The organism is Sphaerisporangium corydalis (genome assembly GCF_025506355.1).
GTDB lineage: Bacteria > Actinomycetota > Actinomycetes > Streptosporangiales > Streptosporangiaceae > Sphaerisporangium > Sphaerisporangium corydalis.
Genome location: NZ_JANZYP010000016.1, coordinates 84,820 through 110,225, shown reverse-complemented (window position 1 = coordinate 110,225; position 25,406 = coordinate 84,820). Strand labels below are relative to the sequence as shown.

The following is a 25,406-nucleotide window of genomic DNA, read 5'->3' as shown; positions in this document are numbered from 1 at the left end:
CCGGACACCCGTCCTGACGGACCCGTCGACGTCCGGTGCCCCATCCTTTCCCCTGGCCGGGCGGACCCGGCCCGGCGGGGAAAGGACCAGGCGGAGCACCGCACGCCAGGGCCGGGACCTCAGTAGTAGCCCTCGACCGGGACGCGCGCCTCCTCGAACAGGGCGGGACCGTCCAGGCGGGCGCCGGTGACGGTGACCGGCGGCTTGAGGGTGGTGAGCTGCTCGGTGGACAGCGCGAACACCACCCGGCCCAGGTGGGCGCGCTCGATGGCCCCCGCGCACATGCCGCACGGCTGGCAACTGGTGTACATGGTGGTGGCCGCCGCCGTTTCCGGGTCCAGCTCCCGGGCCGCCCACCGCGCCAGTTTCAGCTCGGGATGGGCGGTGATGTCCCCGTCGGTGAGCACCGTGTTGCGCTCCTCGACCAGCACCTTGCCCTCCGCGTCCGCCAGGAGCGACCCGAACGGCGGGTTGCCGCCCTCCCGGGCGGAACCGGCCAGCCCGATGGCCCTGCGCAGCAGAAGTTCGTCCTCGTTCGTCACTGGTGCTCCATTCGTGGGTGGTGAAGATCCTGGCCGAACCGGTCGGCCACCGTCGTGAGCATCCGCCACGCCTCCTGCGGGCGGCGGGTCTCCTCGGGGTCGCCGCCGAACGGGTCGAGCACGACGGTGTCGGAACCGAGCAGGCGCAGGCGCTCCAGGTCGTCGCCCACCTGCTCGATCGTGCCCTCCCCGGCGAGCCGCCCGGGCCCGGTCACCGGGGCGGCGGTGAGCCGCAGGGCGATGCGGGGCGTCAGCGCGGGGACCGGCCGGTCGTGCTCGCCGGCGATGGCCTTCAGCCGGACCAGCGCGTCCTCCAGCCAGGGCAGGGTGAACCGCAGCGGATGCCACGCCTCGCCCAGGAGCACGGCCCGGCGCAGCCCGGCGTCGCTGTTGCCGCCGACCCAGATCGGCACCCGCCCGCCCCGGTAGTCGTCCTGGTCCCGCCACGCGGCGCGCACCGCCCGCAGGTGCTCGTCGGTCAGCGCCCCGCGCCGCCGGAACGCGACCCCGAGCGCGTCGAACTCCTGCCGCGCCCACCCGACGCCCACGCCGAGGACCAGCCGCCCGCCGCTGAGGTCGTTGAGGTTGGCGGCCATCCGGGCCACGAGCAGCGGGTGGCGGTAGGGCACGATGAGCACGGTGGTGCCGAGCCGGACCCGGGTGGTGACGCCGGCCAGCCAGGACAGGGTGGTGAACGGCTCGTAGAACGGCGCCGGGTACTGCTCGGCCACGTCGGGGGTCACCGCGACGTGGTCGGAGACCATGAGCAGGTCGAACCCCAGGTCCTCCACCGTCCGCGCCCACTCGCGCAGCACGCCGGGGCCGGTACCGGGCCCGAAATTCGGGACGTTCACTCCGATTCGCACCCGCTCAGGCTATCGACCGATCATGATCTCCCGGAAGGAGCTTCTCCCGGCGTACAAGCGGTCCGGCCGTGGATGTGCCGGTATCTTCGCCGTATGACCGAGAGTCTTGACGCGACGGACTGGTCGATCCTCGTCGAGGTCCAGCAGGACGGGCGCATCCCCCTCACCGAACTGGGGCGGCGGGTGAACCTCAGCGCCTCGGCGACCACCGAGCGGGTCAAGCGGCTGGAGACGGCCGGGGTGATCACCGGCTACCACGCCAGGGTCGACCTGACCAAGGCCGGTTTCGCGGTGCTCGCGGTGGTGCGCCTGAAGTATCCCGGCAGCCGGCACCAGCCGCTGCACGCGCTGCTAGAGGAGCGTTCCGAGATCCTGGAGTGCCTGCGCACCACCGGCGACGACTGCTACACGCTGAAGGTCGCCGCGACCTCCATGGGTCACCTTGAGGAGCTCGTCAACGAGCTGGCCAGGTTCGGCAGCACCAACACCAGCCTGGTCTACAGCCAGACGCTGCCCTACCGAGGACCGCGGGGGCCCGTGGCCTCCTGAGGACCGGCGCGCGGCGCGCGCTCCGGCCGTAGAATCCGGCCATGCCGAGCCTTGGGCCCATGGAAATGATCTTACTGTTCCTGATCTTCCTGATCGTGGCAGGTGTCGTCGCCGGCGTCGTGCTGAGGGGCGCACTCAAGGGGGCCTCCGCGCCCGCCGTCCCGGCCGTCTCCACGCCCGAGGCGCTGCACCAGACGGTCACCTGGCTGGTGCGCGAAGGTCAGAAGATCCAGGCCATCAAGGAGATCCGGCAGTTCACCGGGCTCGACCTGAGGAGCTCCAAGGAGATCGTCGACGGCGTGGCCCTCGGACGCGACCTGTGGAGCCATCCCGCCATGTTCCGGTTCCGGCCCCTCCCCCAGGAGCTCGCCCCCGCCGACGCCACCGACCTCGCCACCCGCGTGCGCGGGCTCAAGGCCGCCGGCCAGACCGAACGGGCGATCTTCCTGGTCCGCGGCGAGACCGGCATGGACCAGCACGCCGCCGAGTCGTTCGTCCAGAGCCTCTGACCTCCGGCGCCCGGAGCCTCTGACCTCCGGGCCACCCGCCCATCAGCCCGACGCCGGCTTCGTCATGCCCGGCGACCTTCTCTAAAGTCTTTTATTCTTCCCTCGAATAGGGCAGTATAGGGAAGGAAAGAGCATCTGAGGGAAGGGGACGCGAGTGTCGCAGCCGTACTCGGTCGACCAGGTGGCGAACCTGCTGGGCCTGCACGTCAAGACGGTGCGCGGCTACGTGCGCGACGGGCGGCTGAAGGCGGTCCGCATCGGCAAGCAGTACCGGATCGCCCGCGAGGACCTGGACGCCTTCACCGGCCACCCCGTGGCACCGCCCGCCGCCGAGACCGCCAGGCGCAGGCGCCACGTCGAGGTGTCCGCCATCGTCCAGGTCGACGCCATCAGCGGCGAGGCGATGAGCCGCCTGAGCAACACGCTGCTGGCCGCCGTCAACGGCCGCCCGCAGGAGGACGGGCGCCTGCGCGTCGAGACGGTCTACGACGAGGAGCGCGCCGTCCTGAAGATCATCATCCTGGGCGGCGCCGGAAGCACCGCCGACCTGCTCAAGATCATCGAAACGCTGACGGGAGACACCTGATGACCGGCATCCACACCTCCGCCGAGGGCGCGCGCGTCCTCGAGCGGCGCTACCGCGAGTTCCTGGACCAGTGGCCGGTGCCCAGCGAGCACCTGCGCGTCCCCACCCGCGAAGGCGAGACCTTCGTGGTGGCCTGCGGGCCGGCCGACGCGCCCCCCGTGCTGCTCATGCACGGTTCGGGGGCCAACGCCGCGATGTGGGCGGACGACGTCACCGCCTGGTCGGAGCACCTGCGCCTGTACGCGGTCGACATGATCGGCGAGCCGGGCCTGTCCGCGCCGTCGCGCCCCCCGCTGGACTCCGGCGCCTACGCGCTGTGGCTGGACGACGTGCTGGCCGGCCTCGGCGTCGAGAGCGCGGCGCTGGTCGGGGTGTCGCTCGGCGGCTGGCTGGCGCTGGACTACGCCATCCGCCGACCCGGCCGGGTCGGGCGCGTGGCGGTGCTGTGCCCCGGCGGCGTCGGCGGGCAGAGGTACGGCGTGCTGCTGCTGGCCCTGCTGCTGATGCCGTTCGGCCGGTGGGGCAGGCGCACGACCATGCGGAAGGTCCTCGGCACCACCGGGCCCGCGACGCCCGAGGAGCGGGCGGTCGCCGACTACATGCAGCTCGTCGACCGGCACTTCCGGTACCGGCGCGACCGGCTCCCGGTGTTCACCGACGACGCCCTGCGCGGCCTGGCCATGCCGGTGCTGGCCGTCGCCGGGGGCCGCGACGCGCTGATGGACTCCGCCGGGACCCGCCGCCGCCTGGAGGAGAACGTCCCCCAGGCGACCGTGCGGTTCCTGCCCGAGGAGGGGCACCTGTTGCGCGGGCAGACCGGGCCCGTCCTGGACTTCCTGCTCGCCCCCGACGAGGCCGCCCGCCCGGTCTGAGGCGCCGGCGACCTGAGGCGCCGCCGCCGTGACGGCGACGGCTCTCCTGACCGGCCCGAGGCGCTTGACGGACCCGGGTTACGCGAAGCGCTTGACGAAGGCGAGCGCGGTGTCGGCGACCTCGCGCCAGCCGCTGTCGATGGTCAGCGCGTGCCCCCGCCCGGGGATCTCGACGATCTCGGTGACGGCCTGGTTGTCCTTCTGCTGCTTGTAGGAGGCGTTGGCGATCGACCACGGGACCGTGTGGTCCTTCTCCCCCGAGATGATCAGCAGCGGGCCCCGCGCGGGGTTGTCGGTGTCGACCTTGGCCTCGGTCCAGGGGTTGAGGTTCGCGGCGGCGGCCTGGAACAGCGGGGCGCCGGCCGCTGGCACCGCGTAGGTCTCGTACAGCTCCTTGGCCTCCTCCTCGGTCACCGCGTTGGCGAAGGCGTACCGGAACTGGTCGTAGGTGAGCGGCACGGCGCGGTGCCGGTTCGCCGGGTTGCCCAGCACGGCGCTGGAGGCGCGCAGCGCGGAGATCGGCAGCGGCAGCACGCCGCGGAACGGCGCGGGGTCGATCGCCACCGACACCGCCGACAGCCCGCGACCGGCGAGGATCTGGGTCAGCAGCCCTCCGAAGGAGTGCCCGACCACCACGGGCTTCTTCACCAGCTTGCCGATCAGTTCCTCGTAGTGGTCGGCGACCTGCCCGACGGTCTTGTTGGCGAACACCTCCGGGTGGGCGTTGGCCTCGGCGACCGTCTCGGGGTCGTCGGGCCAGCCCGGCGCGACCGGCGCGAACCCGGCCTCGGCGAAGACCGTGGCCCACCGGTCCCAGCTGCTGGGCAGCAGCCACAGGCCGTGGATGAACACGACCGGGGTGAGGCCCGCGGCGTTGGCGCTTTCGATCTGTTCGACGTCGTGTGCGGTGGTCATTGCCGGGGACTCCTTTGATCGCGGAACGGACGGACCCGTGGGACGGGCCCGTGCTCCGGCGGGCTGCCGCCGCCCACCCTAGCCTCGCCACCTGAACCCGAAGAGACCAGGTGGGCGCCCGTGACACGAGGTTCCCGAAGTGTTCACCGCCCCCGGCACGGCCCGGGTCCCGAAATACTCGCACGAGAGTACTCGTACTTGACTACCGCCGACTACTCGTGTTTGAGTACTCGCATGTCAAGCACCCGCCTGTTCATCCTCGGCGCCCTGGCCAGGAGCGGACCCATGCACGGGCACCAGATCCGGCAGAACGCCCAGACCGACCGCACCGAGCTGTGGGCCGACATCAAGGTCGGCTCCCTGTACGGCGCCCTGCACCGCATGGCCGCCGAAGGCGTCATCGAGGAGGTGCGCACCGAACAGGAGGGCAACCTGCCGGCGCGCACGATCTACGCGATCACCGAGGACGGCCACCTCGAACTGGCCGACCTGCGCACCGCCACCCTGCGCGACACCCGCCTGACCCCCGACCCCGTCGACCTGGCCCTGCAGCTCAGCCAGGACCTGCCCCCGGCGGAACTGCGCACGATCATCATGGACCGGCTCGCGGCCCTGACCGCCGAGGTGCAGAAGTGGGCCCGCCTGAAAGAGACGGCCGCCCCCCACCTGACGGCCCTGGAGTCACTCGGCCTGGAGCACTCCTTCATGCGCCTGCGGACCGAGGTGGCCTGGCACCAGCGACTGCTCGACGAACTCCCGCACGCACCCACCCCCACCGGCCAGGAGGCCTGACATGCCCACCCCACCAGAAGTGATCGTCATCGGCGGCGGCATCGGCGGCATGTGCCTGGCCCAGGGCCTGACGCGGGCCGGCGTCGCCGTGCGGGTCTACGAACGCGACGCCGAACCCCGCGACTGGGTGCGCGGCTACCGCATCCACGTCAACCAGATGGGCGGACGATCGCTGCGCCAGTGCCTTCCCCGCCCGCTGTGGGAGGCGTTCGTCGCCACCGCAGGCCACCCCGGACCCGGGTTCCGCTTCCAGACCGAACACCTCGAGGAACTGGTGTTCGTCGAGGAAGGCGTCATGAGCGGCGGAGCCACCGGCCCCGCCGACGTCCACCACGCCGCCAGCCGCGTCGTCCTGCGCAGGCTCCTCATGGCGGGCATGGACGACGTCGTCCACTTCGGCAAGACCTTCCAGCGCTACGAGACACGACCCGACGGACGCGTCACCGCGTTCTTCGCCGACGGCACCTCCGCCACCGCCGACGTCCTGGTCGGCGCCGACGGCGCCGGCTCCACCGTCCGCCGCCAGTACCTGCCGCACGCCGGGCGCGTCCTGACCGACGCGGTCGCGGTGGGCGGCCGGCTCCCCCTCACCCCGGCCACCCGGCGGTGGCTGCCGCCCGGCTTCCAGGAAGGGCTCAACCTGGTGCTCCCGCCGAAGGGGTGCGCCATGTTCACGGCCTCCTTCACCGGCAAACGGCACACCCTGGACAACCTCGGCGACGTCGCCGGCCTCGCCCCGTTCGGCCTCGACCTGCGCTCCCTCGCCGATGAGATGGAGGACTACGTCCTGTTCGCCGTCATCGCCCACCGCGACGCCTACCCGCGCGACGCCGCGACCCTCGACGGCGACGGCCTTAAGCGCCTGGCCGCCGCCCTCACCACCGGCTGGCACCCCGACCTGCGCAGGATGCTCGCCGAAGCCGACCCCGCCAGCGTCCAGCTCATGCCGTTCAAGACCTCGGTCCCGATCCGGCCGTGGCCGGCCACGAACGTCACCCTGCTCGGAGACGCCATCCACAGCATGACCCCCGCCATGGGCTTCGGCGCCAACGTCGCCCTGCGCGACGCGGCGCTGCTCGCCAGACACCTGGCCACCGTCCACCGCGGCGAGGACACGCTGGTCCCGGCCGTGGCCGCCTACGAGGAACAGATGCGCGACCACGGCTTCCGCGCCGTCCGCACCGCCGCCCGGCTCACCGAGTTCATGATCTCCGGCAACCCCGTGCTGCGGCACGCCGCCAAGGGCTGGTTCCGCGCCTGCGACCTCGCCGGCCCGTTGAAGCGGATGAGCTTCGGCGGCCTGTGGGCCGACGGCACCCCCCAGGAACCCGAACGCCTGCTCGCCGGACGCTGATCCGCGAGAACGGCTAGCGGCGAGGCGGTCGCGCGGAGCGGCCGTCGAGCGCCGCCAGGGCCTCGCGCGCCTCGTCGGCCCAATGCGCCGCACCCCACAGCTCGGCGACGGCGACCGACCGGGTGAAATGGCCGGCCGCCTCGTCGTCGCGGCCCAGCAGCAGGGCCAGCTCACCGAGGGTGTGCGCGACCGGGCGCAGGGCCAGCGACAGGCTCGTGACCCCGGCGGGCGGGCCGTCCCGGTGCGGCAGCAGGGCCGCGTACAGCTCCGCAGCGGCGTCCCGCTCGCCGAGCGCGACCACGGCCATCGCCCGCAGCGTCGCGAAAAGCGCGAAGAAGAAGTCGGGCCGGATCGCCACGGCCCGCTCGCGGACCCGCCGGGCCTCCTCGGTCCGCCCGGCGGCGGCCAGCGCCACGGCGAGCAGATCGGCGGCGAACGGGCCGTACTCCTCGAGCAGCGCACGGGCGGCGGGGACGACCTCGGCGAGGCGTCCGCGCGAGACCTCGACGGCGGCCAGCGCGAGCACGAGGTATCCGGCGGCGTGCAGCGAACCATGCCCGGCCATCCGCCCGGCCGCCTCGGTGTACAGCCGCTCCGCCTCGCCGAACCTGCCCTCGATGTGCGCGAACATCGCCAGCGCGCACTCGCACACACCGACCGCCTCGGCCATCCGGTAGGCGCGGGCCAGATCCAGCGTCTCGCCGATCAGCCGGCGCAGCTCCGGCACGTCGTTCATCGCAGCGGCCGCGTTCGCCCGCACCAGCAGCCCGGCCACCCGGTAGGCGGGCAGGTCGTGCTCGACGCCGATCTCGGTGAGCTCCAGGCACAACTCGGCCCGGCCGGGCAGCTCGAGGTCGTCCTGGTCGCGGGCCAGCGCCGCGATCGCCCCCGCCCTCAGCCGGGGATCGCCGAGGGTGGCGGACAGGGCGAGCGCCTCCTCGGCGGCGGCCCGCGCCGTCGGATCGGCCTCGCCCATCAGCTCATGGGTGTAGGCCTCCAGCAACCGGCACCGATCCGCAGGATCGAGATCGGGCCGCGCGAGCAGGCGGCTCAGCCGCCTCACGATGGGCCGGTCCACGACACCGTAGGGGCGGGTCTGCCACGGGGTCGGCTCGGTCCACGCCGTGAACGCGGCGATCATCAGGTCGTCGCGGTGAACCGACTCGGCGAACTCCACGGCCCGCCGCCGGGTCTCCCGGGCGGCCGCGACCGCGCCGGCGCGCACCTGGGCCCGCAGCAGCCGGCCGAGCAGGCCGACGCGCCCGCCCGGGTCGCGGTCCTCGGGGGGCATCCGGTCGAAGCCCGCCACCGCGTCGGTGAGCAGGGCGACCGCCACGTCATGGGCGTACCGGGCCTCGGCCGTCTCGGCGGCCCGCACGCCGTACTCCACGGCCTTGGCCGCGGTCGCCGCCGACGCCGCCCGGCCGTAGTGATGGGCCAGCGCCGCGAGCCCGGCCGGGTCCTCGCCACGTCCGGCGCGGTCCAGGGCGGCGGCGATCCGCCCGTGCATCCGGGCGGCCCGCAACCGGCTCACGTCGGCGACCAGCGTGTCCCGCACGAGCGCGTGAACGAACCTGACCCGGCCCGGACCGGGTTCGACCAGCAGCCCGGCGATGAGACCGGCCTCCAGCGCGTCCAGCACGCCGGCCTCGCCGATGTCGGCGGCGCCCACGAGCACGTCCACCTCCGCCTCCCGCCCGGCGACCGCCGCCAGCCGCAGCACGGCGACCACCGGCTCGGGAAGCCGGGCGAGCCGGCGCCGCAGCACGTCCCGCACCCCTTCCGGCACGTCGGACAGCGCCACCAGGGCGCCCTCGCTGCTCAGCAGCCGGGCGCTCTCGCGCACGTAGAAGGGGTTGCCGCCGGTCCGCTCGGCCAGCGCGGCCACGGTCGCGTCGTCGGCGGCGCACACCCCGCGGACCAGCTCGGCCACCTCCCGCCCGGGCAGCCCGGTCAAGGCGAGCCGCAGCGGCGCGGACCGGGCGAGGACGGCCAGGGCCTCGGTGAGGCGCCCGCCGACCTCGCCGGGGCGGTAGGCGGCCACCAGGAGGATCGGCGCGCGCACGTCGGCGGCCCCGCCCAGCATCGCCAGCGTCTGGGCGTCGGCCCAGTGCAGGTCGTCGAGGACGACGGCCAGCGGGCGCCGCCGGGCCACCGCCGCGAGCCAGGACCACACCGCCCGGTGGAGCCGGAACCGTCCTTCGGTGGGGTCGGCACCGCCCGGGCCGGCCGCGTCGGTCAGCAGCGGTGCGAGGTCGGCGGCGGCCTCCCCGGGCGGCGGCACGCTCCCGGCCACCTCACGCGCCACCTCGGCCCAGGCCCACGCCGGCGGGGCGCCTTCGGCGTCGGGGCAGCGACCGGTCGCGACGAGCCAGCCGTCCCGCTCCAGGCGCTCGGTCAGCCGTCCGAGCAGGGCGGACTTCCCCAGCCCCGCCTCCCCGGTCACCAGCGCGACCCGGGGCCCCGCGGTGATGACCGCCGCCGCGGCCGCGACCAGCGCCGACAGCTCGGCGTCCCGCCCGACGAACGGTTCCGCCGCCGGCGTGGCCGCGTCCCGGGCCTGCTCGCGCGGCGGCACGGGCGCGGTCGCGGTCGTGCTCGGGAGGACCGGTGGCCGCTCCCCCGGGCCCGGCACCGACGCGCGCAGCACCTCCATGCGCTGCGCCAGGATCGCCTCTTCGAGCGTGGCCAGCTCAGGGCCGGGATCGAGGCCGAGGTCCGTCGCGAACACCTCACGCGCGCGGCGGAGCGCCGCCAGCGCGTCGGCCTGCCGTCCGCTGCCCCACAGGGCCAGGGCGTGCAGCCGCCAGCCCTCCTCCCGCAGCGGCTCGTCGCGGGTGAGCCGCCCGGCCTCGGGCACCACCGCGGCGACGTCCCCCGCGCCCAGGCCGGCCGCCACGTGAAGTTCCCGCGCGGCCAGCCGCAGCTCGCCGAGGCGCGCCGTCTCGTCGGCGGCCCACGGCTCGTCGGCCACCTCGGCGAACGCCGGTCCCCGCCACAGCCCCAGCGCCTCGGCCAGCAGTGCCCTGGCGGCCACCGGGCCGCCGGCCGCGCGGGCCCGGCCCAGCAGGTCCTCGAAGCGCCAGGCGTCCACCGCCTCGGGCGGGAGGCGCAGCGCGTAACCGGGAGGCGCGCTGACCAGGAGCCGGGCGGGGGACCGCGGCGGCCGTCCCGGCTCCAGCAGCCGCCGCAGGTTGGACACGTACGCCTGCAGGGAGGTCACGGCCCTGGCGGGTGGTTCGCCGCGCCACAGGTCCTCCACCAGCCGGTCGACCGACACGACCTGCCCGCGCGCGGCCACCAGCAGGGCGAGGACCCCGCGCTGCCGCGGACCCCCGAGGGGGACCGCGACGCCGCCGGCCTCCGCCGCGAAGGAGCCGAGCACCCTGATCAAGACCATGACGCCGCACATCGTAGCCGCCCGGCCGGGGCGGCCCGGTTCCATGACGACTCCAAACGACCTCCAAGGCCCCCGGCGGAATCTGGTCCCAGCGCACGGAACCGACGAAAGGCAAACCCCATGACCATCGCCCGCGAGACCGTCGACACCCAGGAGATGGTGGTCGTCCACCGCGCCCTCCGCCGCGAGGCGCGGCTGCTCGCCGGCCTCGTCGCGGCGGTCGCCCCGGGCGACACCGGCCGCGCCCGGGTGCTCGCCGGCCACTTCGGCGACTACCGGCTCGGGCTGCGCAACCACCACGAGGGCGAGGACGAGCTGCTGTGGCCGCTCCTGCTCGCCCGGGTCGACCTGGACGCCGAGGTCGTGCTCCGCATGGAGGCCCAGCACGAGCGGATCGCCGCCACCCTCGGCACGCTCGACGCCGCCATGGCCGCCTGGCGGCGGGCCGCCGGAGCCGACGAACGCGACGCCCTGGTGGCCGCGCTCGTGCAACACCGGGCGGTGCTGGTGGAGCACCTCGACGACGAGGAGGACCACCTCCTTCCGCTCGCGGCGCGGCACCTGTCACCGAAGGAGTGGCAGGCCCTGGGCGAGCACCTGGTGGCCAACACCCCCAAGCCCACGCTGCTCACGCTCTTCGGCCTCGTGCTCGAGGACGCCGACGCCGGCGAACGGGCCATGATCCTCGCCGGTCTCCCCTGGCCTGTGCGGATGATCTGGCACGCCGTCGGCCGGCCCCGCCACGCCCGCCGCATGCGGCGCGTCCGCGGCTGAACCCGCCTCCCCGCCGAACCACCTTCCACCCAAGGAGAAGACCATGCTCACCCCCATCGCGTACGGCCTGGCCATCGCGCTCAACCTCCTCGTCGTCTTCATCGGCGCGCGGTTCCTGCTGGTGCCCGTCGCCGCGGCCGCCGGATACGGCGTTCCGGCCAAGCCGGACGGGGACTCCGCGTACCTGACCGTCAAGGGCGTGCGCGACCTCGGCTACGGCATCCTCGGCCTCGCGCTGCTGGCCTTCGCCGGCGCCCACGCCGAGGCATGGTTCATGCTGGTCGTCGCCCTGAGCCCCCTCGGAGACACCCTCATCGTCCTGCGCAGCGGCGGCACCAAGGCGGTGGCCTTCGGCATCCACTTCGCCACCGCCGTGCTCGTGCTGGTCGACGCCGCCCTGCTCTTCGCCCTCTGAACCCAGATCCCCCGGTACCGAAAGTCTGCAGTCGCGGCAGTAGACATTCCTGGTGCGTGGAAGTAGTGTTTCTGTGAGAGCAAAACACGTAAGCCAGCAAGAGCGAAGGAGAGTTGAACGCCATCAGGATCGCCCGTCGCCGGCTGATGTTCGCCGCACGGGTACCGCAGTCCCACGGATTGGAAGGTGGTCTACGGTCACGCTCACGCGATCCCCGCATCCCCGCCCCCAACGGGCGGCCGACGCGGACAAGACAGCTCGGCCTCCGGGCCGATAGATGGTGTTGAACCTCGTGGGGCCCCGCGCGCCCCCCCCCCCCGGGGCCCCTGCTGGCATTCCGGGAAGAGTGTCAGGAAGACTGTATGGACCAAGATCACCGGTTCGACGACGAGGACTACCCCGCCTACAGCATGGGCCGGGCCGCCGAGATGCTCGGCGTCACCCAGGCGTTCCTGCGCAACCTGGGCGCCGCCAAACTGATCGAGCCGCAACGCTCCGAGGGCGGCCACCGCCGCTACTCCCGCTACCAGCTCCGCCTGGCCGCCCGCGCCCGCGAACTCCTCGACCAGGGCACCGCCCTGGACGCCGCCTGCCGCATCATCATCCTGGAAGACCAGCTCGCCGAAGCCCAGCGCATCAACACCGAACTCCGGCGCGACCGCGACACCTCCTGAGGGACCTCGCAAGGCCGGTCGCCGATCAGGTACCGCATCGGACGATGCTTCCCCCCGCTCACTGGCAGCGGCTCACTACTCCGTGGTACCGTATAGTGGTACTCGGTGCCAAAGAGTACCAACAGGATCGAAGAGGACCACGATGGACGACCTGACGGAGATGCTGAAAGGCACGCTCGAGGGCTGCGTGCTCGAGATCATCGGCGGCGAGGAGACCTACGGGTACGCCATCACACGCCGGCTGAACGAACTCGGCTTCACCGACGTCGTCGAGGGGACGGTCTACACCATCCTGCTGCGACTGGAGAAGAACGGGCTCGTCAAGGCCACGAAACGACCGTCCGAGCTGGGCCCGCCGCGCAAGTTCTACACGCTCAACGACGCGGGGCGCGACGAACTCGCCGTGTTCTGGGCGAAATGGGAGTACCTCACATCACGGATCGCCAAGCTCAAGGAGGGCGGCAGATGAACCTGTGGGAGACCATGACCGGCAGCGATCTCACCAGGGAATACAAGGCCTTCGAAGCCCGGGCCGCGGTGCTGCCCGCCGACCACCGGGCGGCGTGGGAAGAGATCAAGGGCCATCTTTTTCCCTACGGGGACTTCACCGGCCGGAACCTGATGCCGATTCTCGACGGCGCCCTGGGGCTGCTCGAAGAGACCGCGGCCGACGGGCAGACCGTCCACGAGGTGCTGGGCGACGACATCGCGGGCTTCTGCGCGGCGCTGGCCGGCGGACGAGGAGCGCGGACCTATCGCGACCGGTGGCGCGACCAGCTGAACAGGAACGTCGCGAGGAAACTGGGCCGGCTAGGAGGCTGACGTGGGCATCCAGGACATCATCGAGGGCAAGAAGCAGTGGCGGGCGCACCTGGCACGGGTCAAGGCGCTCCCGCCGGACTACCAGATCGTCTACAAGGAGATCCAGAAGTACCTCTTCAAGATCGGACCGATCGGCCTGCTCGACGGGCCCCTGCTCCCGGGGATCGTCGACTTCTTCGAGGAGGGCGTCGCGACCGGCAGAGGAGTCCTGGAACTCATCGGCCCCGACGTCGCCGGCTTCTGCGACGACCTGATCAAGGACTCGCCCACCTACGCGGAGATCTATCAGAAGTCCATCAGCGGGAAACCCGGCACCGCCGAGAAGTGACCCGTACCACCGGGAGAGGGGGGTCGAGCAGCAACCGAACGGCCAGCGGCGTTAGCGAGCCGCCGCGGCCGGAGTCACCGCTGGAACGATCCATGTGCGGCCGCTCGGAAACCGACCTAGCATCCCGGGAACGACCGCCGCCGCGAAGGGCCACGACGCGACGGCGGTCTGTTGTCATCCAGTCAGCAACCGAAGGAGCAACGTGACGATTCTAGTGACAGGTGCGACCGGGAACATCGGCCGCCGTGTAGTGGATCAGCTGGTGGGTGCCGGTCAGCGGGTGCGGGCCATGACCCGCGATCCGCGGGCCGCGCGCCTCACCGACGGGGTCGAGGTGGTGTACGGGGATTTCGAGCGGCCTGAGACCTGGCCGGACGTGCTGGACGAAATAGAGCGCGTCTACCTGTTCCCCTTCGCCTATGTCGCCTCGGAGCCCGGGGCCGGGTTCGTCGGACAGGCGGCGAAGGCGGGTGTTCGCAGGTTCGTGGTGCACTCCGCCGCGGCGGCTGGATTCGCCCCCGGTGACGAGCCGGGTGACCGGAGCCTCAGCCCGCTCCGGCGCCACCTCGCCGAGGAACGGCAGGCTCATCGAGAGCTGGAGCTGATGGTGGAGGCCACCAACGCCGAATGGACCCACGTGCGACCGGGGCTGCTCGCGGTCAACGCCCTGGGATGGGCGGAGCGGATCCGCGCCGAGCTGGTGGTGCGTGAACCGTACGGCACCGCCGGATATCCGCTGGTCCACGAGGCCGACATCGCCGAGGTGGCGGTCGCGGCACTGCTGGGCGACTCCCACGCCGGCGCCGCGTACACGATCACCGGTCCGGCGAAGATCTCGCAGGCCGAGCAGGTGAAGGCGATCGGCAGGGCGATCGGGGAAGAGATCCGCTTCGAGGAACTGACACCGGAGCAGGCCCGCGAGCGGTGGCTTCAGGACGGTCACCCGCCGGAGATGGCCGACTGGCGGATCGAGTTGCTGGCCGCGGCGGTCGACGGGCCGGGATCGCTCCCGCCGACCACCACCTTCCAGCAGATCACCGGACGCCCCGCGCGTACCTTCGCGCGGTGGGCCCTCGACCACGCGGCGGACTTCCGTCCGGCCGGACGTACGGAGGAGGCGGCATGACGATCCTGGTGACCGGAGCGACCGGTCTGGTGGGCCGGGAGGTCGTCGGCCAACTGCTGAAGGCGGGTCACGATGTGCGCGCACTCACCCGCCGGCCCGTGGCCGCCGGGCTGCCCGAAGGGGTCACCGTGGTCGAGGGCGACCTGGAGCGGCCCGAGTCACTGCGGGCCGCCCTGCGGGGCGTCGAGCGGATGTACTTGTTCCCCGTTCCGCACGCGGTCTCCGACGTCGTCGCGATGGCGAAGCGGGCCGGCGTCCGGCGGGTGGTGGTCTTGTCCGGAGCGGAGGCCGACAACGACATGTTCGGGAGCGGCTACCGAATCGTCGAACGGGCGGTGGAGGAGTCCGGGCTTGAGTGGACGCACCTGCGGCCGGGTGAGTTCGCGGGCAACTGGTTGGACTGGGCGCAGCGGGTGCGTACCGAGCGGGTGGTGCGCCGGCCCTACGGCGGCGCGGTGACCCAACCCACCCACGAGGCCGACGTCGCCGCGGTGGCCGCCACGGTCCTGGCCGAAGACGGCCACGCGGGCATGACGTACACCTTCGCCGGACCCGAGGCGCTCACCGTGGCCGAGCAGGTGAAGGCGATCGGGGTGGCGATCGGGCAGGAGATCCGATTCGAGGAGCAGGATCCGACACAGGCCCGCGACGGGTGGATTCAGGATGGTTATCCGGCGGAGGTCGTCGACGTGCTGTTCGGAATGTGGGCGGAGTCCGCACGCGGCCCCGCACCCGTCGACGAGGAGCGAGCCGCCGTCGTACAGCGTCTCACCGGCCGTCCCGGTCGCACCTTCGCGCGGTGGGCGGCGGATCATGCGGCGGACTTCGAACAGCCCATTCCATAGAAAGGGCCATTTCTCGATCGACGCCACCTGAACTCCCGTCAATCACCACCAACCAGCTCGAGCCGACAGCGTGAGGAGGACAACCAGGCCCGGCGCTCGGGTCGCCGTCACCAGGGGTGATGTAGCTCTGCGTGATCATTGTTCGGGTCGTTCGTGGGATGGATGGCCAACTTGGGGCGGACATATGTAACTGAGTGTTTTATCTCAGGTACGCTACGTCGCGATCACGCCTCGGAGGGCCGACGGTGGGAGACGAGGACAAGCTCGCCGACTGGCTGGCCACCAAGATCTGTCCGGTGGAGATCTCGCGGGATCGGCTGCGCGGCGCGTTGTTGGCGCGCTGCCGGCGAAGACCGGATCGAGCCGCCGAAGACGACCCGGATTGAACGCGTGCTGGGTGCGGCCGAGGCGATGTTCGAGCGGAACTTCACCGCCACGACTGTGGAACGCCTGTCGTTCGAGTCGGTCGGAAAGCTGGAAGAGCTGATCGTCGCCGACGTTCCCCCGGTTGGCGTCCCGGTCGCCGGAGAGGATGCCCCTGCAGGGGACTGAGCCTGCGGTGGCCAGTGGCGGCTGGCGCGCGTTCTTGCAGGAGCTGAAGGAGGATCCAGGATCGTTTCAGCTGGACACGTTGCTGGCGGAGATCGTGAAGTTGGAGCGGGTGAAGGCGATCGGTCTGCCGGCCGCGTTGTTTGAGGGGGTCTCGGAGAAGATCGTGGCGGGCTGGCGGCCCGGGCGATGAAGATGTATCCCTCCGATTTCGAGGCGGCGGCGGCGCCGGTGCGCATCACGCTGCTGGCCGCGTTGTGCCAGGTGCGGCAGGCCGACATCATCGCCGAGGCCAAGGCGAACGAGAAAGAGCTACGCACCCGGGTGCGAACCAAGCAGCGCGGCTCCTACTCCCATCACTACCGGCGCGGGCTGCCCAAGCTGCTCAAAGCGGTGACGTTCGGGTGCGGCAACGAGGTGTTCCGGCCGGTGATGGACGCTCTGGCGCTGCTGAAGCGCTACGACGCCGGTGGTGTTCTTCTTCAGCCCCTTGTCAGCCGGTCCAGCGCCGCCGGCCCTGGGCAAGCAGATCGAGCCGGAGAACCTAGAGGCGCTGAAGAAGGAGATCGCCCGCCGATGGGGCGTGATCGACCTGCTGGACCTGATTAAGAACGTCGACCACGCCACCGCCTTCACCGGCGAGTTCACCTCCTCGATGATCGAGGGCCTGCTGCGCCATCTGACGTCTGCCGAGGTCGACCGCCAGTACACGGCCCTTGAGCAGCAACCGAACGGCCAGTCACGTTAAGGAGCCCGGCGGGCGCCTCTTATCGTGACTGGCCGTTCTGATGCGGACGGCGTCCGGGCGGGACGCAGATCTTGTAACGGTTCGGTGGCTCGGGGTTGATTACCGGTGGGTCGGGGTTGGTTACCGGTGGGTCGGCCCTACTTTGCGGCGTATGCCTGTGGAGTTCTTGACTGATGATGAGGCGGCGGCGTACGGGCGGTTCGCGGGGCCGCCGGCGCAGGCTGATCTGGAGTGGGTGTTCTTTCTCGATGACGAGGACCGGGCGCTGGTCGGGCGGCGGCGCGGCGAGCACATGAAACTCGGGTTCGCGCTCCAGCTGGTGACCATGGCATCGGCGGCGGCTCGATCCTCGGCCCGATCCTCATCAGCCGTGGGATGCCGATGGCCACGGTCGCGCCCGCCGCGCTGGCCTCGATCGCCGGAGCGCTCACCTACGGCTTGCTCTCCCTGACCACCGGCGGCGACATCGCCCCCGACTGGACCCTCGGCATCGCCTGCGGAGCAGGCGGACTACTCGGCGGTTACCTCGGAGCCCGCCTCTAGCCCCACCTCTCCGAAACCGCCCTCCGCCTCCTGCTCGGCGGCCTGGCGATCGCCGTCGCCAGCCTCTACCTCGCCCAGAGCCTCACCTGACACCGGCGACGACCACTCCCCGTGACGACCTCGGTCTCAACCACAGCCAAATAGGCGAGTGTTGATTACGCGGGGTCGCCCCAGTGACACCCCTGCTGGACCGGGCGATGGAGCACGACTCGCCGACGCTGTTGTTCAACCTGGCGCGCGAGTACCTGATGGCGGTCACGGTGATCCGGCCCGGCGCGCTGGTTCTGGCCACGTTGGGGTGCCGTCAAGAAAGGTGTCACCGGCCGCGACTGCGAGAGAAGACACAGGTCAGCGGCTTGTATCGAGGAGCTGCGATGGGGTCGATGGGTCGATCCCGCAATACCCCTGACCCGTGTGATCAGGTGAGCACCGGGAAGTTGCTGCGGAACACTCCCCGGGGGTCGCGCCGCTGCTTGATCTCCCGGAGCCGGGCCAATGTGCCGGGGGTGAAGGCGGTCGCGGCTGTTTCTCCGGGGGCCAGGTAGGTGTAGGGCTTGCGCCCGCCGAGGTAGGGAGCGAGGGCCTGGGTGATCTCCTGCCGCCTGGTGCGGATCGCGGTCGCGGCGTGTGGTGTGGACGGCACGCCGAACAGGTAAAGGGAGTAGGGCTCGGTGAGAGCTCCCGCGGGGCTGTCGGAGGGCTGGGCCAGCGCGCCGCCCAGGTGCCGGATCTGCACGCTGAGCAGCGGGTCGATGGGTGCCGACAGCAGGGCTTTGGTGGCGATGTCATCCAGATCGGTCAGCAGTTCACCGTGGGACAGGCCAGGCCCGGGGTCGGTCGGCTCGGCGGTGATGGCGCCCAGTTCGGCCACCGGCAGGGGGGCGCGGCTGTCGGAGATCAGAGCGGTGATCCGGTCCAGGGGACGCAGGAGCGCCCGCCCCTCGGCCTCATCGCCCAGGTAGGTGACGTCCACGGCGACCAGTGGCGGTGATCCGGGGAACTGCAGCAGGTCGTACCAGGCGGTGAGCTCCTCGGGTGCGGTGGCGGTGATCTCCCGGAACACCTCCAGCACCTCCGGCGCCCGCTCGGCGGGCCACAGCACGCGCCCTCCGTAAAGGCGGGGCGCCGGGTGCAGGTCAAACTCAATCGCGGTGACGAGCGCGAAGTCGCCGCCGCCACCCCGCAGCGCCCAGAACAGCTCGGCGTCGGAGTCGGCGGTGACCCGGGCCCGGACGCCGTCGGCATCTACGACCTCGAAGGCGGTGACGCTGTCGGCGGCCCATCCGTGCTTGCGGCCGAACCAGCTGAGGCCGCCACCGAGGGTGTAGCCGGCCACGCTGACCACCGGGGAACTGCCCGGCAGCCCGGTCAGGCCGTACGGCCCGGCGACGGCCTGCACCTGCCCCCACCTCACGCCCGCGCCGACGCGGGCGGTGCGCGTGTCCGGGTTCACCCGCATCTGGTTCAGCCGCCCGGTGCGCAGCAGGATCACCCCGGCCACGTCGCCGGTGGCGCCGTGGCCGCTGGGCTGGGCCGATATCGTCAGCCCGGCGTCGCGAGCGTATTGGACCAGGGCCACCACGTCGTCGGCGTCGGCGGCCTCGACCACCGCGCCCACCGGCTGCTCGACGGCCAGGTTCCACGGCCGACGGACCCGCTCGAAGCCGTCGTCGCCGGCCAGCAGCACGCGGCCCCGGATGATGGACCGCAGGTCGTTGAGGTTGCTCATGATCTTCTTCTTTCGTGTGTCGGAGACGAGGCCAGTGGGGCCGCGGAGGGAATCAGGCCACGATCGAGCTCGCGTCGGCGGCATTGCCGGGGAAGGTGCCGGCGGTGGCCCGGCGGGCGGGGGTGAAGCCGAGAGCGATCAGGGCGGTGACGGCGATACCGGCGGCGGCGACGAAGACGGCGGTGCGCAGGCCGTCAGTGGTGGCGGCGCGCAGGGCCTGGCCGGTCAGGCCGTGGGTTCCGGCATTGGCGACGGCGACCAGGACAGCCAGGCCGACGGCGCCGCCGACCTGCTGGGCGGTGGAGGCCACTCCCGAGGCGATGCCCTGCTCGTGTGGAGCGGTCGCGGCGGTCGCGGCACCGAACATCAGCGTGTAACCCGCGCCCTGGCCCAGGCCAAGGATCACTAGGCCCGGGATCAGGGCGGTGTAGGAGGCGCCGGAGGCCAGGGTCGCGCCGACCCACAGCGCGCCCAGCACGCCGACGACCAGACTGGCGATCATGGTGGTGCGGGCGCCAAGTGCGGTCGACAGTCGCCCGGCGCTCTGCGACCCGGCGACGATGGCGGCCATCGGGATCAGGAATGCCAGGCCGGTCTGCAGCGCGCCGTAGCCGTGCACCACCTGGAAGTAGACGGTCAGGAAGTACAGCAGGGTACCGAAGGTCCCCATGTAGAAGAAGGTGACGAGCACCCCGGTGCCCAGGTCACGACCGCGCAGCAGCCGCAACGGCAGCAGGGGATCGTCGCTGCGCCGCTCGATCGCGACGAACGCGGCCAGCAGGATCACCCCGGCCACCGCGGCGACGACAATGCCCGGGGCGGACCAGCCCGACTCGGGCCCTTGCACGAGGGTGAACACCACCAGGGTGATGCCGGCGGTGGCGGTCAGTGCGCCCGCCAGATCGAACCGACGGCCGGGCGCCCGGACCGAACCGGCCGCGACGCCGGGCGTGATCAGCGGGAAGGCCAGCAGCGCCGCGACCGTGGCCAGCGGCACGTTGACGTAGAACACCGCCGGCCAGCCGAACGCCTGGGTGAGCACTCCGCCCAGCAGTGAACCCAAGATCATGCCGCTTCCTCCGGCGGTGCCCCACACTGCGAACGCCCGGTTGCGCTCACGGCCCTCAGCGAAGCCGGAGCTGACCAGTGTGAGGGTGGCGGGGAACAACAGCGCCCCGCCCAGACCCTGCACCACCCGCGCGGCCACCAGCGGCCCGGGCGAGGTGGCCAGTCCCCCCGCCAGCGACGACACCGCGTACAACGTCAGACCGAGGACGAACAGCCGGCGAGGCCCGAACAGGTCACAGGCCCGCCCACCCAGCAGCAGGAATCCACCGAAGGCGACCGCGTACGCGCTGATCACCCATTGCAGGGTCTGCGCTGAGAATCCCAGGCCGTCGCCGATCTCCGGCAGTGCCACGTACACGATGTTGTAATCGATGGAGATGATCAGCTGGGCGAACGCCAGCAGCGCCAGGGTCAGCCCCGGACGCCGGAACCGAACTTTCGTTACCTGGGTGTCAGACATGCGAGAAATACCTCCGTAAAGCCCTGTGAAGCCGGGGGTGGTGCGGTCAGGCCCGCTCGTCGGTGCCGGGCACCTTGGCGGTGCTGATGGCGATCCGGTTCCAGGTGTTGATGGTGAAGATCAGGGCCAGCAGACGGGCCAGTTCCTGCTCGTCGAAGTGCCAGGTCGCCCGCCGGTAGACCTCCTCCGGCACGCCGTCCTGGGAGATGAGGGTCACGGCCTCGGTCAGGGCCAGCGCCGCCTGCTCCTTGTCGGTGAAGAAACGCGCGGCGTCCTGCCAGACGGCGACCATGTGCAGCCGCTCCTCGCTCTCGCCCGCCTTGCGGGCGTCGGTGGTGTGCATGTGCAGACAGTAGGCGCACTTGTTGAGCTGTGAGGAGCGGATCTGCACCAGCTCCACCAGGGCCGGGTCCAGGCCCTCACGGGCGGCGGCGTCGAAGCCGATCAAAGCCTTGAAGACCTTCGGAGCCGACTTGGCGAAGTTGACCCGAGATGCGTTGTCGTTCGTCATGACCATGAATCTATGGCCGTGATCGACCGGGTATAGGGTGCAATCCCATGGCAGAATCCTGGGTCAATTCGGCGGAGCGGATCGGTGCCGACCTGCACCTGGAGCTTTCGGGCCCGGGAAGTCGCCGCACCGTCCTCACCCGCGCGCTACGCGAGGCGGTCCGGGCCGGGAGGCTGGCACCCGGCACCCGATTGCCGCCCTACCGCTCGCTGGCCGCCGATCTGGGACTGGCCCGCAACACCGTCGCCGACGCCTACGCCGAACTGGTCGCCGAGGGCTGGCTGACCGCCCGCCAGGGTTCCGCGACCCGGGTCGCCCAGCGTCCCCGGACGCAAAGGCCCGTACGCGTACCGGCGAAGGCTCCGGCGGGCCCGTCCGACCCCGAGCACAACCTGCGCCAGGGCCAGCCGGACGCTGCGTCCTTTCCCCGCGCCACCTGGCTCGCCTCCGCCCGCCGCGCGCTGAACACCGCTCCGAACGAGGCATTCGGGCCCGGCGATCCACGGGGCCGGCCCGAACTGCGCCGCGCCCTGGCCGACTATCTGGCGCGGGTGCGCGGGGTGCGCACCGACCCCGACCACATCGTCGTCTGCTCGGGCTTCGCTCACGCCCTGCGGCTGCTGTTCGGTGGCCGGGTGTTGCGTGGCCCGTTGGCCGTGGAGTCCTATGGCCTGGCCTTCCACCGGTCCATCCTCACCGCGGCCTCGGTCCGCACGCACCCGCTGACCGTCGACGAACACGGTGCCCGCACAGCGGAACTGCCCACGGCCAGGGGCGTCAGTACCGTGCTGCTCACCCCCGCGCACCAGTTCCCGAGCGGCGGGCCGCTGCGCCCGGAACGGCGTGCGTCCGTCATCGACTGGGCCCGCACCGGCAACGGCCTGATCCTTGAGGACGACTACGACGGGGAGTTCCGTTACGACCGCCAGCCAGTGGGCGCGGTGCAGGGACTGGACCCCGACCGCGTCCTCTACATCGGCTCGGTCAGCAAGAGCCTGTCACCCGCCGTGCGCCTGGGCTGGATGGTCCTGCCCGGCCACCTCGTGGACGAGGTCCTGAGAGCCAAGGGCGAACGGGAGGCCTGGGCAGGGGTGCTGGACCAGCTCACCCTCGCCGACCTCATCGACACCGGCTCCTACGACCGCCACATCCGCCGGATGCGGCAACGTTACCGCCGGCGCCGCGACCAGCTCGTCACCACGCTCGCCGAACGCGCCCCGCACATCACCCTCACCGGCATCGCGGCCGGTCTGCACGCGGTCCTGCGCCTTCCCGGCGGCACCGAGCAGACCGTCGTCAAGGCCGCCGCCTGGCAGGGAATCGCCCTCGACGGCCTGTCCGCCTTCCGTCACCCGGCGGCCACCATGCCCACCGCCGACGGACTGGTCGTCGGCTACGCCACACCGCCGGAGCACGCCTACGGCGCGGCGCTGGACGCACTGTGCCGAGCCCTGCCACCCGAACGGTGAACCGTCCGAGCGCCCGCACTGGATAGAGCTGCGGGCAGCGGTCAGCGAACGTCTGCGAGGTGGCCGCGGGCCCATTCGGCCAAGGACGACGAACACCCGCGTGAGCCCCATAGCGGGGCTACCGGACGGTATGCCCGACTCGTGACGATCACGAACCGCAACCGTGATCTACCCCGGAGCTACTTTGGGGCTGGGGTCACGTTCGGGAGAAGACCCCCGGATCGTGCTGGCCCACGACCTGGCCCGCGGGAAGCTGCGCCGGGTGACCCGCTGGGAGTGGTTGACCGGCATCACCGACGACGAACGCGAGCAGCTGCGTCGCGAACTCGACGACGATGCCTGACGAAGGCCTACGCCTGATAGAGACTCAAGTCCCTGAACCTGCTGCAGGAGTGGTCGCACGGCATGCTGACACGACGCACGTTCATCGCCCTGTCCGGTGCGGCCCTGACCGCGCACGCCTGGCAATGGATGGACGCTCCGACCCCCACCTTGGCCGCGGTGGCCCGCGACGCCGGGCCCGTCTCCGAGGAGGTCCTGGCCCTCGTCGAAAGCATCGTGACCGGCGCCCAGCGGTTGAATGAGCAGCAAGGCAGCGCCGCCGCCGCGTTCGTCGCCGATCAGTTCGCCTGCGTCGCGGGGCTTGAGCTGCAACCGACCGGAAAACGGCGTTAGTGGGTTCGGCCGGACGGAACGAAAAGCGGCGCTAAGGGCACGTGATCATGGTTCTTAACGTGACTGGCCGTTCCGATGTGCTGGACTCCCCGCTGGACGGGGTGATGCAAAGGTCCTTAGCGAGCACCGTGACCTGCGAGAACAGGCCTCCGGTCGTTACCATGGCGCGAGATGCCGGACTAATCCCGTGACGTTCAAGTCCGAAGCCCCTGCCCGTGACGGCCAGGAGCAGGCGGCCCGCCGCAGTGGGCTGACCTGGGTCGATGGGGCTTAGCGCCACTTTTCGTTCCGATGTTCCTCAACCCCCGGGTGGTGCAAAACCGGTAGAGCGGCAACGGGAGGTCGGCGGCCGCGGTGGCTATGGTGGTGGCCTGCCGCTCGATCTCCCGGTTGATGTTGCCCAGGCCCGCGAGCGGCCCGTTGTGGATCAGCTCCACCTCGGGGACGAGGCCGGCGTTGATCGCTGACTCCAGGTAGTTGCGGGCATCCGGCAGTGAGCCCTTGCGCTCCTTATCGGTCAGCTCCTCCTAGGTCGGGCAGAGGGCTCCTTCGTGGGCAAGCTGCTGGCGGGCCTTGGCCAGGGCCAGGACGCGCGGGTCGTCGAGCGGAATCTGAGGCAGCGGCATGGAGCTCTCCTCAAGGAGTCGGGGGCTGGTCAGCGGGGTTACCCTCGGTGACCGCGAGGGTCTTGTGGACGACGCCGACGGAGACTTTGACTCCGGCGGCGATGGTGCGGATGGATTCGCCGCGTTCGCGGCGGGCGAGGATGGCGGCGCGTTTGTCGTCGTCGACCACGGGACGGCGGCCGCCGACCCTGCCGCGTTTGCGGGCGGCCTCCAGGCCGTTCTTGGTCTTGCGGGTGATGTCGCGGCGGCGGTCTTCGGCCAGGGCGAGCGCGAGATCGAGGATCAGGGAGCGTTCGGTGTGCTCGCCGGCCGCGATGCCCTCTAGCACCTTGACGCCGACGCCGCGCTGGAACAGGTCGTTGAGGACGATCAACCCTTCCAGCAGGTTGCGGCCGAGACGGTCGACCTCCTGGACGGTCAGCAGGTCGCCGTCACGGATGTGGGACAGCGCGTTCAGCAGCGCGGGCCGGTCGTCGGTGGCAAGCTTTCCGCTGATCTTCTCCTCGAAGATCTTCCAGCAGATGGGGTCGAGGGCGTCGTGCTGCCGCTGGGTATTCTGCTTGTCGGTGCTGACCCGGACCAGGCCGATGAGCGCCATCGAAGACCGCCCTCCGTTCATCAAACGTACTGTGCGCGGTAGCTGAACGCTACTGGAAAATGAACGGCAAGATGAACGCTTTGGCGAGGCGCGGTGGCCCGTCCGGGCACGCTCCCGTCGGCGTTCATCAGACGTTCGTTAGACGAACGCCCAGGCGGCCCGTTGGCGGTCAGATCTCGTCGTCGTCTCCGGCGGCGTCCGGATTGCACGGTCTTGAAGATCCGGCCGTAGGAGGCGATCGCCTCGCCGAGCGCGGTGGGGTGGCCGTCGCGCTGGAGCATGGTGACGACGTCGTAGGCGCGCACCGTGCCGGTGTAGATCGAGGCGACCACCCGCAGGATGTCCTCCCAGTTCCTGCGGATCTTCCGCAGGTCGATCCTTCCGCGGGCGAAGGTACCCAGCGGCCCGTAGCCGGCGGACGGGCTGATCCGCCAGCCCTTCTAATCGGGAAGGTCCGCCAGCGCGGGCCGGTAGGAGATCCCGAGCAGCTCCAGCAGCCCGAAGACGAGGTCGCTGTAGGAGCCGGTGTCGGACACGACGATCTCGGGCAGGTCGCCGCCGTCCAGGCCGAAGATGACGTCGACCATGTGCAGGGAGTCCAGGATCGTCCCCGACACGACCTTCGCCCCACGTCCCATGCCGCGGTCGTTTACTGCGTTCAGCCAGGTCATGCCGCGCTTGGAGCCGAAGTACTTGCGGTTGGGGCGGGCGAAGGCGGCCGGGACGGGGACGACGAACCGCATCCCGTCGACCGCGGCGACCAGCCCGCCGCCCCACGCCTGGGCTAGCGGCAGCCCGGCCTGCTTGTCCACCAGCGGCGCGTTCGCCAGGCTGAGAGTCTCGGGCCGGAAGTAGTTCTGGTAGACGTGCGACAGCCGCGACCGTTCCAGGGCCTCGACGCCCTTGGACGCCTTCCAGCAGCTCAGCCTGAGGATTACGCCACTTGGTGGAGGCGTCGGCGTAGATCTCGCGGCGCTTGAGGCCGCGCCAGAACCGCTCCAGCACACAGAAAGCGTAGGCGTGCCGGTTCACCGCCCCGTCCTCGCGGACCGGATGGCCGA

31 protein-coding genes and 1 pseudogene are annotated in these 25,406 nt (G+C 71.4%); 23 read left to right on the top strand and 9 right to left on the bottom strand.

Annotated features, from left to right (window positions below; all coding sequences use genetic code 11):
• Window positions 1-119: 119 nt before the first annotated feature.
• A complete protein-coding gene (locus NYZ98_RS14275) occupies window positions 120-542 on the bottom strand; it encodes a nucleoside deaminase (RefSeq protein ID WP_262843229.1) in 423 nt (140 codons plus the stop codon).
• The gene (locus NYZ98_RS14270) at window positions 539-1,408 is read right to left on the bottom strand and encodes a TIGR03619 family F420-dependent LLM class oxidoreductase (protein ID WP_262843228.1); all 870 of its coding nucleotides are present in this window, start codon (window positions 1,406-1,408) and stop codon (window positions 539-541) included. Before NYZ98_RS14270 ends, NYZ98_RS14275 begins: the two co-directional genes overlap by 4 nt.
• Before the next feature lie 93 nt (window positions 1,409-1,501).
• Between NYZ98_RS14270 and NYZ98_RS14265 the strand changes: the two genes are divergently transcribed.
• The 4 genes from NYZ98_RS14265 (at window position 1,502) to NYZ98_RS14250 (ending at window position 3,924) form a co-directional block, all read left to right on the top strand.
• A complete protein-coding gene (locus NYZ98_RS14265) occupies window positions 1,502-1,957 on the top strand; it encodes an Lrp/AsnC family transcriptional regulator (RefSeq protein WP_262843227.1) in 456 nt (151 codons plus the stop codon).
• Window positions 1,958-2,016: 59 nt separating this feature from the next.
• Window positions 2,017-2,466: a ribosomal protein L7/L12 gene (locus NYZ98_RS14260; RefSeq protein WP_262843226.1), complete on the top strand. Its 450-nt coding sequence runs from the start codon at window positions 2,017-2,019 to the stop codon at window positions 2,464-2,466.
• A gap of 154 nt (window positions 2,467-2,620) precedes the next feature.
• Entirely contained in the window at window positions 2,621-3,052 is a 432-nt protein-coding gene (locus NYZ98_RS14255; RefSeq protein WP_262843225.1) for a helix-turn-helix domain-containing protein, read from the top strand.
• Window positions 3,052-3,924 (top strand): alpha/beta fold hydrolase, encoded by an 873-nt coding sequence (locus NYZ98_RS14250; RefSeq protein WP_262843224.1) that lies wholly within the window; start codon window positions 3,052-3,054, stop codon window positions 3,922-3,924. Before NYZ98_RS14255 ends, NYZ98_RS14250 begins: the two co-directional genes overlap by 1 nt.
• 78 nt (window positions 3,925-4,002) lie before the next feature.
• Here NYZ98_RS14250 and NYZ98_RS14245 read toward each other — a convergent pair whose 3' ends face one another.
• Complete coding sequence (locus NYZ98_RS14245) at window positions 4,003-4,839, bottom strand: alpha/beta hydrolase (protein WP_262843223.1); 837 nt, start codon at window positions 4,837-4,839, stop codon at window positions 4,003-4,005.
• Between the two features lie 234 nt (window positions 4,840-5,073).
• Here NYZ98_RS14245 and NYZ98_RS14240 point away from each other — a divergent pair, with 234 nt between their 5' ends.
• Together NYZ98_RS14240 and NYZ98_RS14235 are read left to right on the top strand one after the other, a co-directional pair.
• Entirely contained in the window at window positions 5,074-5,631 is a 558-nt protein-coding gene (locus tag NYZ98_RS14240) for a PadR family transcriptional regulator (protein WP_262843222.1), read from the top strand.
• Window position 5,632: 1 nt separating this feature from the next.
• On the top strand, window positions 5,633-6,985 hold the full coding sequence (locus tag NYZ98_RS14235; RefSeq protein ID WP_262843221.1) for an FAD-dependent oxidoreductase: 1,353 nt from the start codon (window positions 5,633-5,635) through the stop codon (window positions 6,983-6,985).
• A 13-nt stretch (window positions 6,986-6,998) separates the two neighbouring features.
• Here the strand turns inward: NYZ98_RS14235 and NYZ98_RS14230 are convergent, their stop codons facing one another.
• The gene (locus NYZ98_RS14230; protein WP_262843220.1) at window positions 6,999-10,385 is read right to left on the bottom strand and encodes an ATP-binding protein; all 3,387 of its coding nucleotides are present in this window, start codon (window positions 10,383-10,385) and stop codon (window positions 6,999-7,001) included.
• A gap of 120 nt (window positions 10,386-10,505) precedes the next feature.
• Between NYZ98_RS14230 and NYZ98_RS14225 the strand changes: the two genes are divergently transcribed.
• From NYZ98_RS14225 to NYZ98_RS14160, 15 genes are all read left to right on the top strand, one after another.
• The gene (locus tag NYZ98_RS14225) at window positions 10,506-11,159 is read left to right on the top strand and encodes a hemerythrin domain-containing protein (protein ID WP_262843219.1); all 654 of its coding nucleotides are present in this window, start codon (window positions 10,506-10,508) and stop codon (window positions 11,157-11,159) included.
• A 43-nt stretch (window positions 11,160-11,202) separates the two neighbouring features.
• On the top strand, window positions 11,203-11,574 hold the full coding sequence (locus NYZ98_RS14220; protein WP_262843218.1) for a DUF4267 domain-containing protein: 372 nt from the start codon (window positions 11,203-11,205) through the stop codon (window positions 11,572-11,574).
• A gap of 362 nt (window positions 11,575-11,936) precedes the next feature.
• The gene (locus tag NYZ98_RS14215; RefSeq protein ID WP_262843217.1) at window positions 11,937-12,248 is read left to right on the top strand and encodes a helix-turn-helix domain-containing protein; all 312 of its coding nucleotides are present in this window, start codon (window positions 11,937-11,939) and stop codon (window positions 12,246-12,248) included.
• A 142-nt stretch (window positions 12,249-12,390) separates the two neighbouring features.
• A complete protein-coding gene (locus tag NYZ98_RS14210) occupies window positions 12,391-12,717 on the top strand; it encodes a PadR family transcriptional regulator (protein ID WP_262843216.1) in 327 nt (108 codons plus the stop codon).
• Window positions 12,714-13,070, top strand: coding sequence for a DUF1048 domain-containing protein (locus NYZ98_RS14205; protein ID WP_262843215.1), 357 nt, complete (start codon window positions 12,714-12,716; stop codon window positions 13,068-13,070). Before NYZ98_RS14210 ends, NYZ98_RS14205 begins: the two co-directional genes overlap by 4 nt.
• 1 nt (window position 13,071) lies before the next feature.
• Complete coding sequence (locus NYZ98_RS14200; RefSeq protein WP_262843214.1) at window positions 13,072-13,398, top strand: DUF1048 domain-containing protein; 327 nt, start codon at window positions 13,072-13,074, stop codon at window positions 13,396-13,398.
• 202 nt (window positions 13,399-13,600) lie between these two features.
• The gene (locus tag NYZ98_RS14195) at window positions 13,601-14,524 is read left to right on the top strand and encodes an NAD(P)H-binding protein (RefSeq protein ID WP_262843213.1); all 924 of its coding nucleotides are present in this window, start codon (window positions 13,601-13,603) and stop codon (window positions 14,522-14,524) included.
• Window positions 14,521-15,369 carry an NAD(P)H-binding protein gene (locus NYZ98_RS14190; RefSeq protein ID WP_262843212.1) on the top strand — a complete coding sequence of 283 codons (849 nt, stop codon included), beginning with the start codon at window positions 14,521-14,523 and terminating at the stop codon, window positions 15,367-15,369. The genes NYZ98_RS14195 and NYZ98_RS14190 overlap by 4 nt, the downstream gene beginning before the upstream one ends.
• Window positions 15,370-15,614: 245 nt before the next feature.
• Entirely contained in the window at window positions 15,615-15,755 is a 141-nt protein-coding gene (locus tag NYZ98_RS14185; protein WP_262843211.1) for a hypothetical protein, read from the top strand.
• A 4-nt stretch (window positions 15,756-15,759) separates the two neighbouring features.
• On the top strand, window positions 15,760-15,921 hold the full coding sequence (locus NYZ98_RS14180) for a hypothetical protein (RefSeq protein WP_262843210.1): 162 nt from the start codon (window positions 15,760-15,762) through the stop codon (window positions 15,919-15,921).
• A 7-nt stretch (window positions 15,922-15,928) separates the two neighbouring features.
• Window positions 15,929-16,111: a hypothetical protein gene (locus NYZ98_RS14175; RefSeq protein WP_262843209.1), complete on the top strand. Its 183-nt coding sequence runs from the start codon at window positions 15,929-15,931 to the stop codon at window positions 16,109-16,111.
• On the top strand, window positions 16,108-16,527 hold the full coding sequence (locus NYZ98_RS14170) for a hypothetical protein (RefSeq protein ID WP_262843208.1): 420 nt from the start codon (window positions 16,108-16,110) through the stop codon (window positions 16,525-16,527). Before NYZ98_RS14175 ends, NYZ98_RS14170 begins: the two co-directional genes overlap by 4 nt.
• Window positions 16,502-16,666 carry a hypothetical protein gene (locus NYZ98_RS14165; RefSeq protein ID WP_262843207.1) on the top strand — a complete coding sequence of 55 codons (165 nt, stop codon included), beginning with the start codon at window positions 16,502-16,504 and terminating at the stop codon, window positions 16,664-16,666. The genes NYZ98_RS14170 and NYZ98_RS14165 overlap by 26 nt, the downstream gene beginning before the upstream one ends.
• A gap of 40 nt (window positions 16,667-16,706) precedes the next feature.
• Window positions 16,707-17,117, top strand: coding sequence for a DUF4158 domain-containing protein (locus NYZ98_RS41520; protein WP_380707859.1), 411 nt, complete (start codon window positions 16,707-16,709; stop codon window positions 17,115-17,117).
• Complete coding sequence (locus NYZ98_RS14160) at window positions 17,042-17,209, top strand: hypothetical protein (RefSeq protein ID WP_262843206.1); 168 nt, start codon at window positions 17,042-17,044, stop codon at window positions 17,207-17,209. The genes NYZ98_RS41520 and NYZ98_RS14160 overlap by 76 nt, the downstream gene beginning before the upstream one ends.
• 418 nt (window positions 17,210-17,627) lie before the next feature.
• Here NYZ98_RS14160 and NYZ98_RS14155 read toward each other — a convergent pair whose 3' ends face one another.
• The 3 genes from NYZ98_RS14155 to NYZ98_RS14145 are packed head-to-tail and all read right to left on the bottom strand — an operon-like array spanning window position 17,628 to window position 20,977.
• Window positions 17,628-18,938 carry an FAD-binding oxidoreductase gene (locus tag NYZ98_RS14155; protein WP_262843205.1) on the bottom strand — a complete coding sequence of 437 codons (1,311 nt, stop codon included), beginning with the start codon at window positions 18,936-18,938 and terminating at the stop codon, window positions 17,628-17,630.
• A gap of 52 nt (window positions 18,939-18,990) precedes the next feature.
• Window positions 18,991-20,466 (bottom strand): MFS transporter, encoded by a 1,476-nt coding sequence (locus tag NYZ98_RS14150; RefSeq protein ID WP_262843204.1) that lies wholly within the window; start codon window positions 20,464-20,466, stop codon window positions 18,991-18,993.
• Window positions 20,467-20,512: 46 nt separating this feature from the next.
• Window positions 20,513-20,977 carry a carboxymuconolactone decarboxylase family protein gene (locus NYZ98_RS14145; protein WP_262843203.1) on the bottom strand — a complete coding sequence of 155 codons (465 nt, stop codon included), beginning with the start codon at window positions 20,975-20,977 and terminating at the stop codon, window positions 20,513-20,515.
• 47 nt (window positions 20,978-21,024) lie between these two features.
• Here NYZ98_RS14145 and pdxR point away from each other — a divergent pair, with 47 nt between their 5' ends.
• Window positions 21,025-22,446 carry a MocR-like pyridoxine biosynthesis transcription factor PdxR gene (gene pdxR, locus NYZ98_RS14140; RefSeq protein ID WP_262843202.1) on the top strand — a complete coding sequence of 474 codons (1,422 nt, stop codon included), beginning with the start codon at window positions 21,025-21,027 and terminating at the stop codon, window positions 22,444-22,446.
• 405 nt (window positions 22,447-22,851) lie between these two features.
• Complete coding sequence (locus NYZ98_RS14135) at window positions 22,852-23,121, top strand: hypothetical protein (RefSeq protein WP_262843201.1); 270 nt, start codon at window positions 22,852-22,854, stop codon at window positions 23,119-23,121.
• 636 nt (window positions 23,122-23,757) lie between these two features.
• Here the strand turns inward: NYZ98_RS14135 and NYZ98_RS14130 are convergent.
• Both NYZ98_RS14130 and NYZ98_RS14125 read right to left on the bottom strand, forming a co-directional pair.
• Entirely contained in the window at window positions 23,758-24,366 is a 609-nt protein-coding gene (locus tag NYZ98_RS14130) for a recombinase family protein (protein WP_262843200.1), read from the bottom strand.
• Window positions 24,366-25,352 (bottom strand): annotated as a pseudogene (locus NYZ98_RS14125) (Tn3 family transposase). The gene NYZ98_RS14130 and the pseudogene NYZ98_RS14125 overlap by 1 nt, the downstream one beginning before the upstream one ends.
• Window positions 25,353-25,406 lie beyond the last annotated feature (54 nt).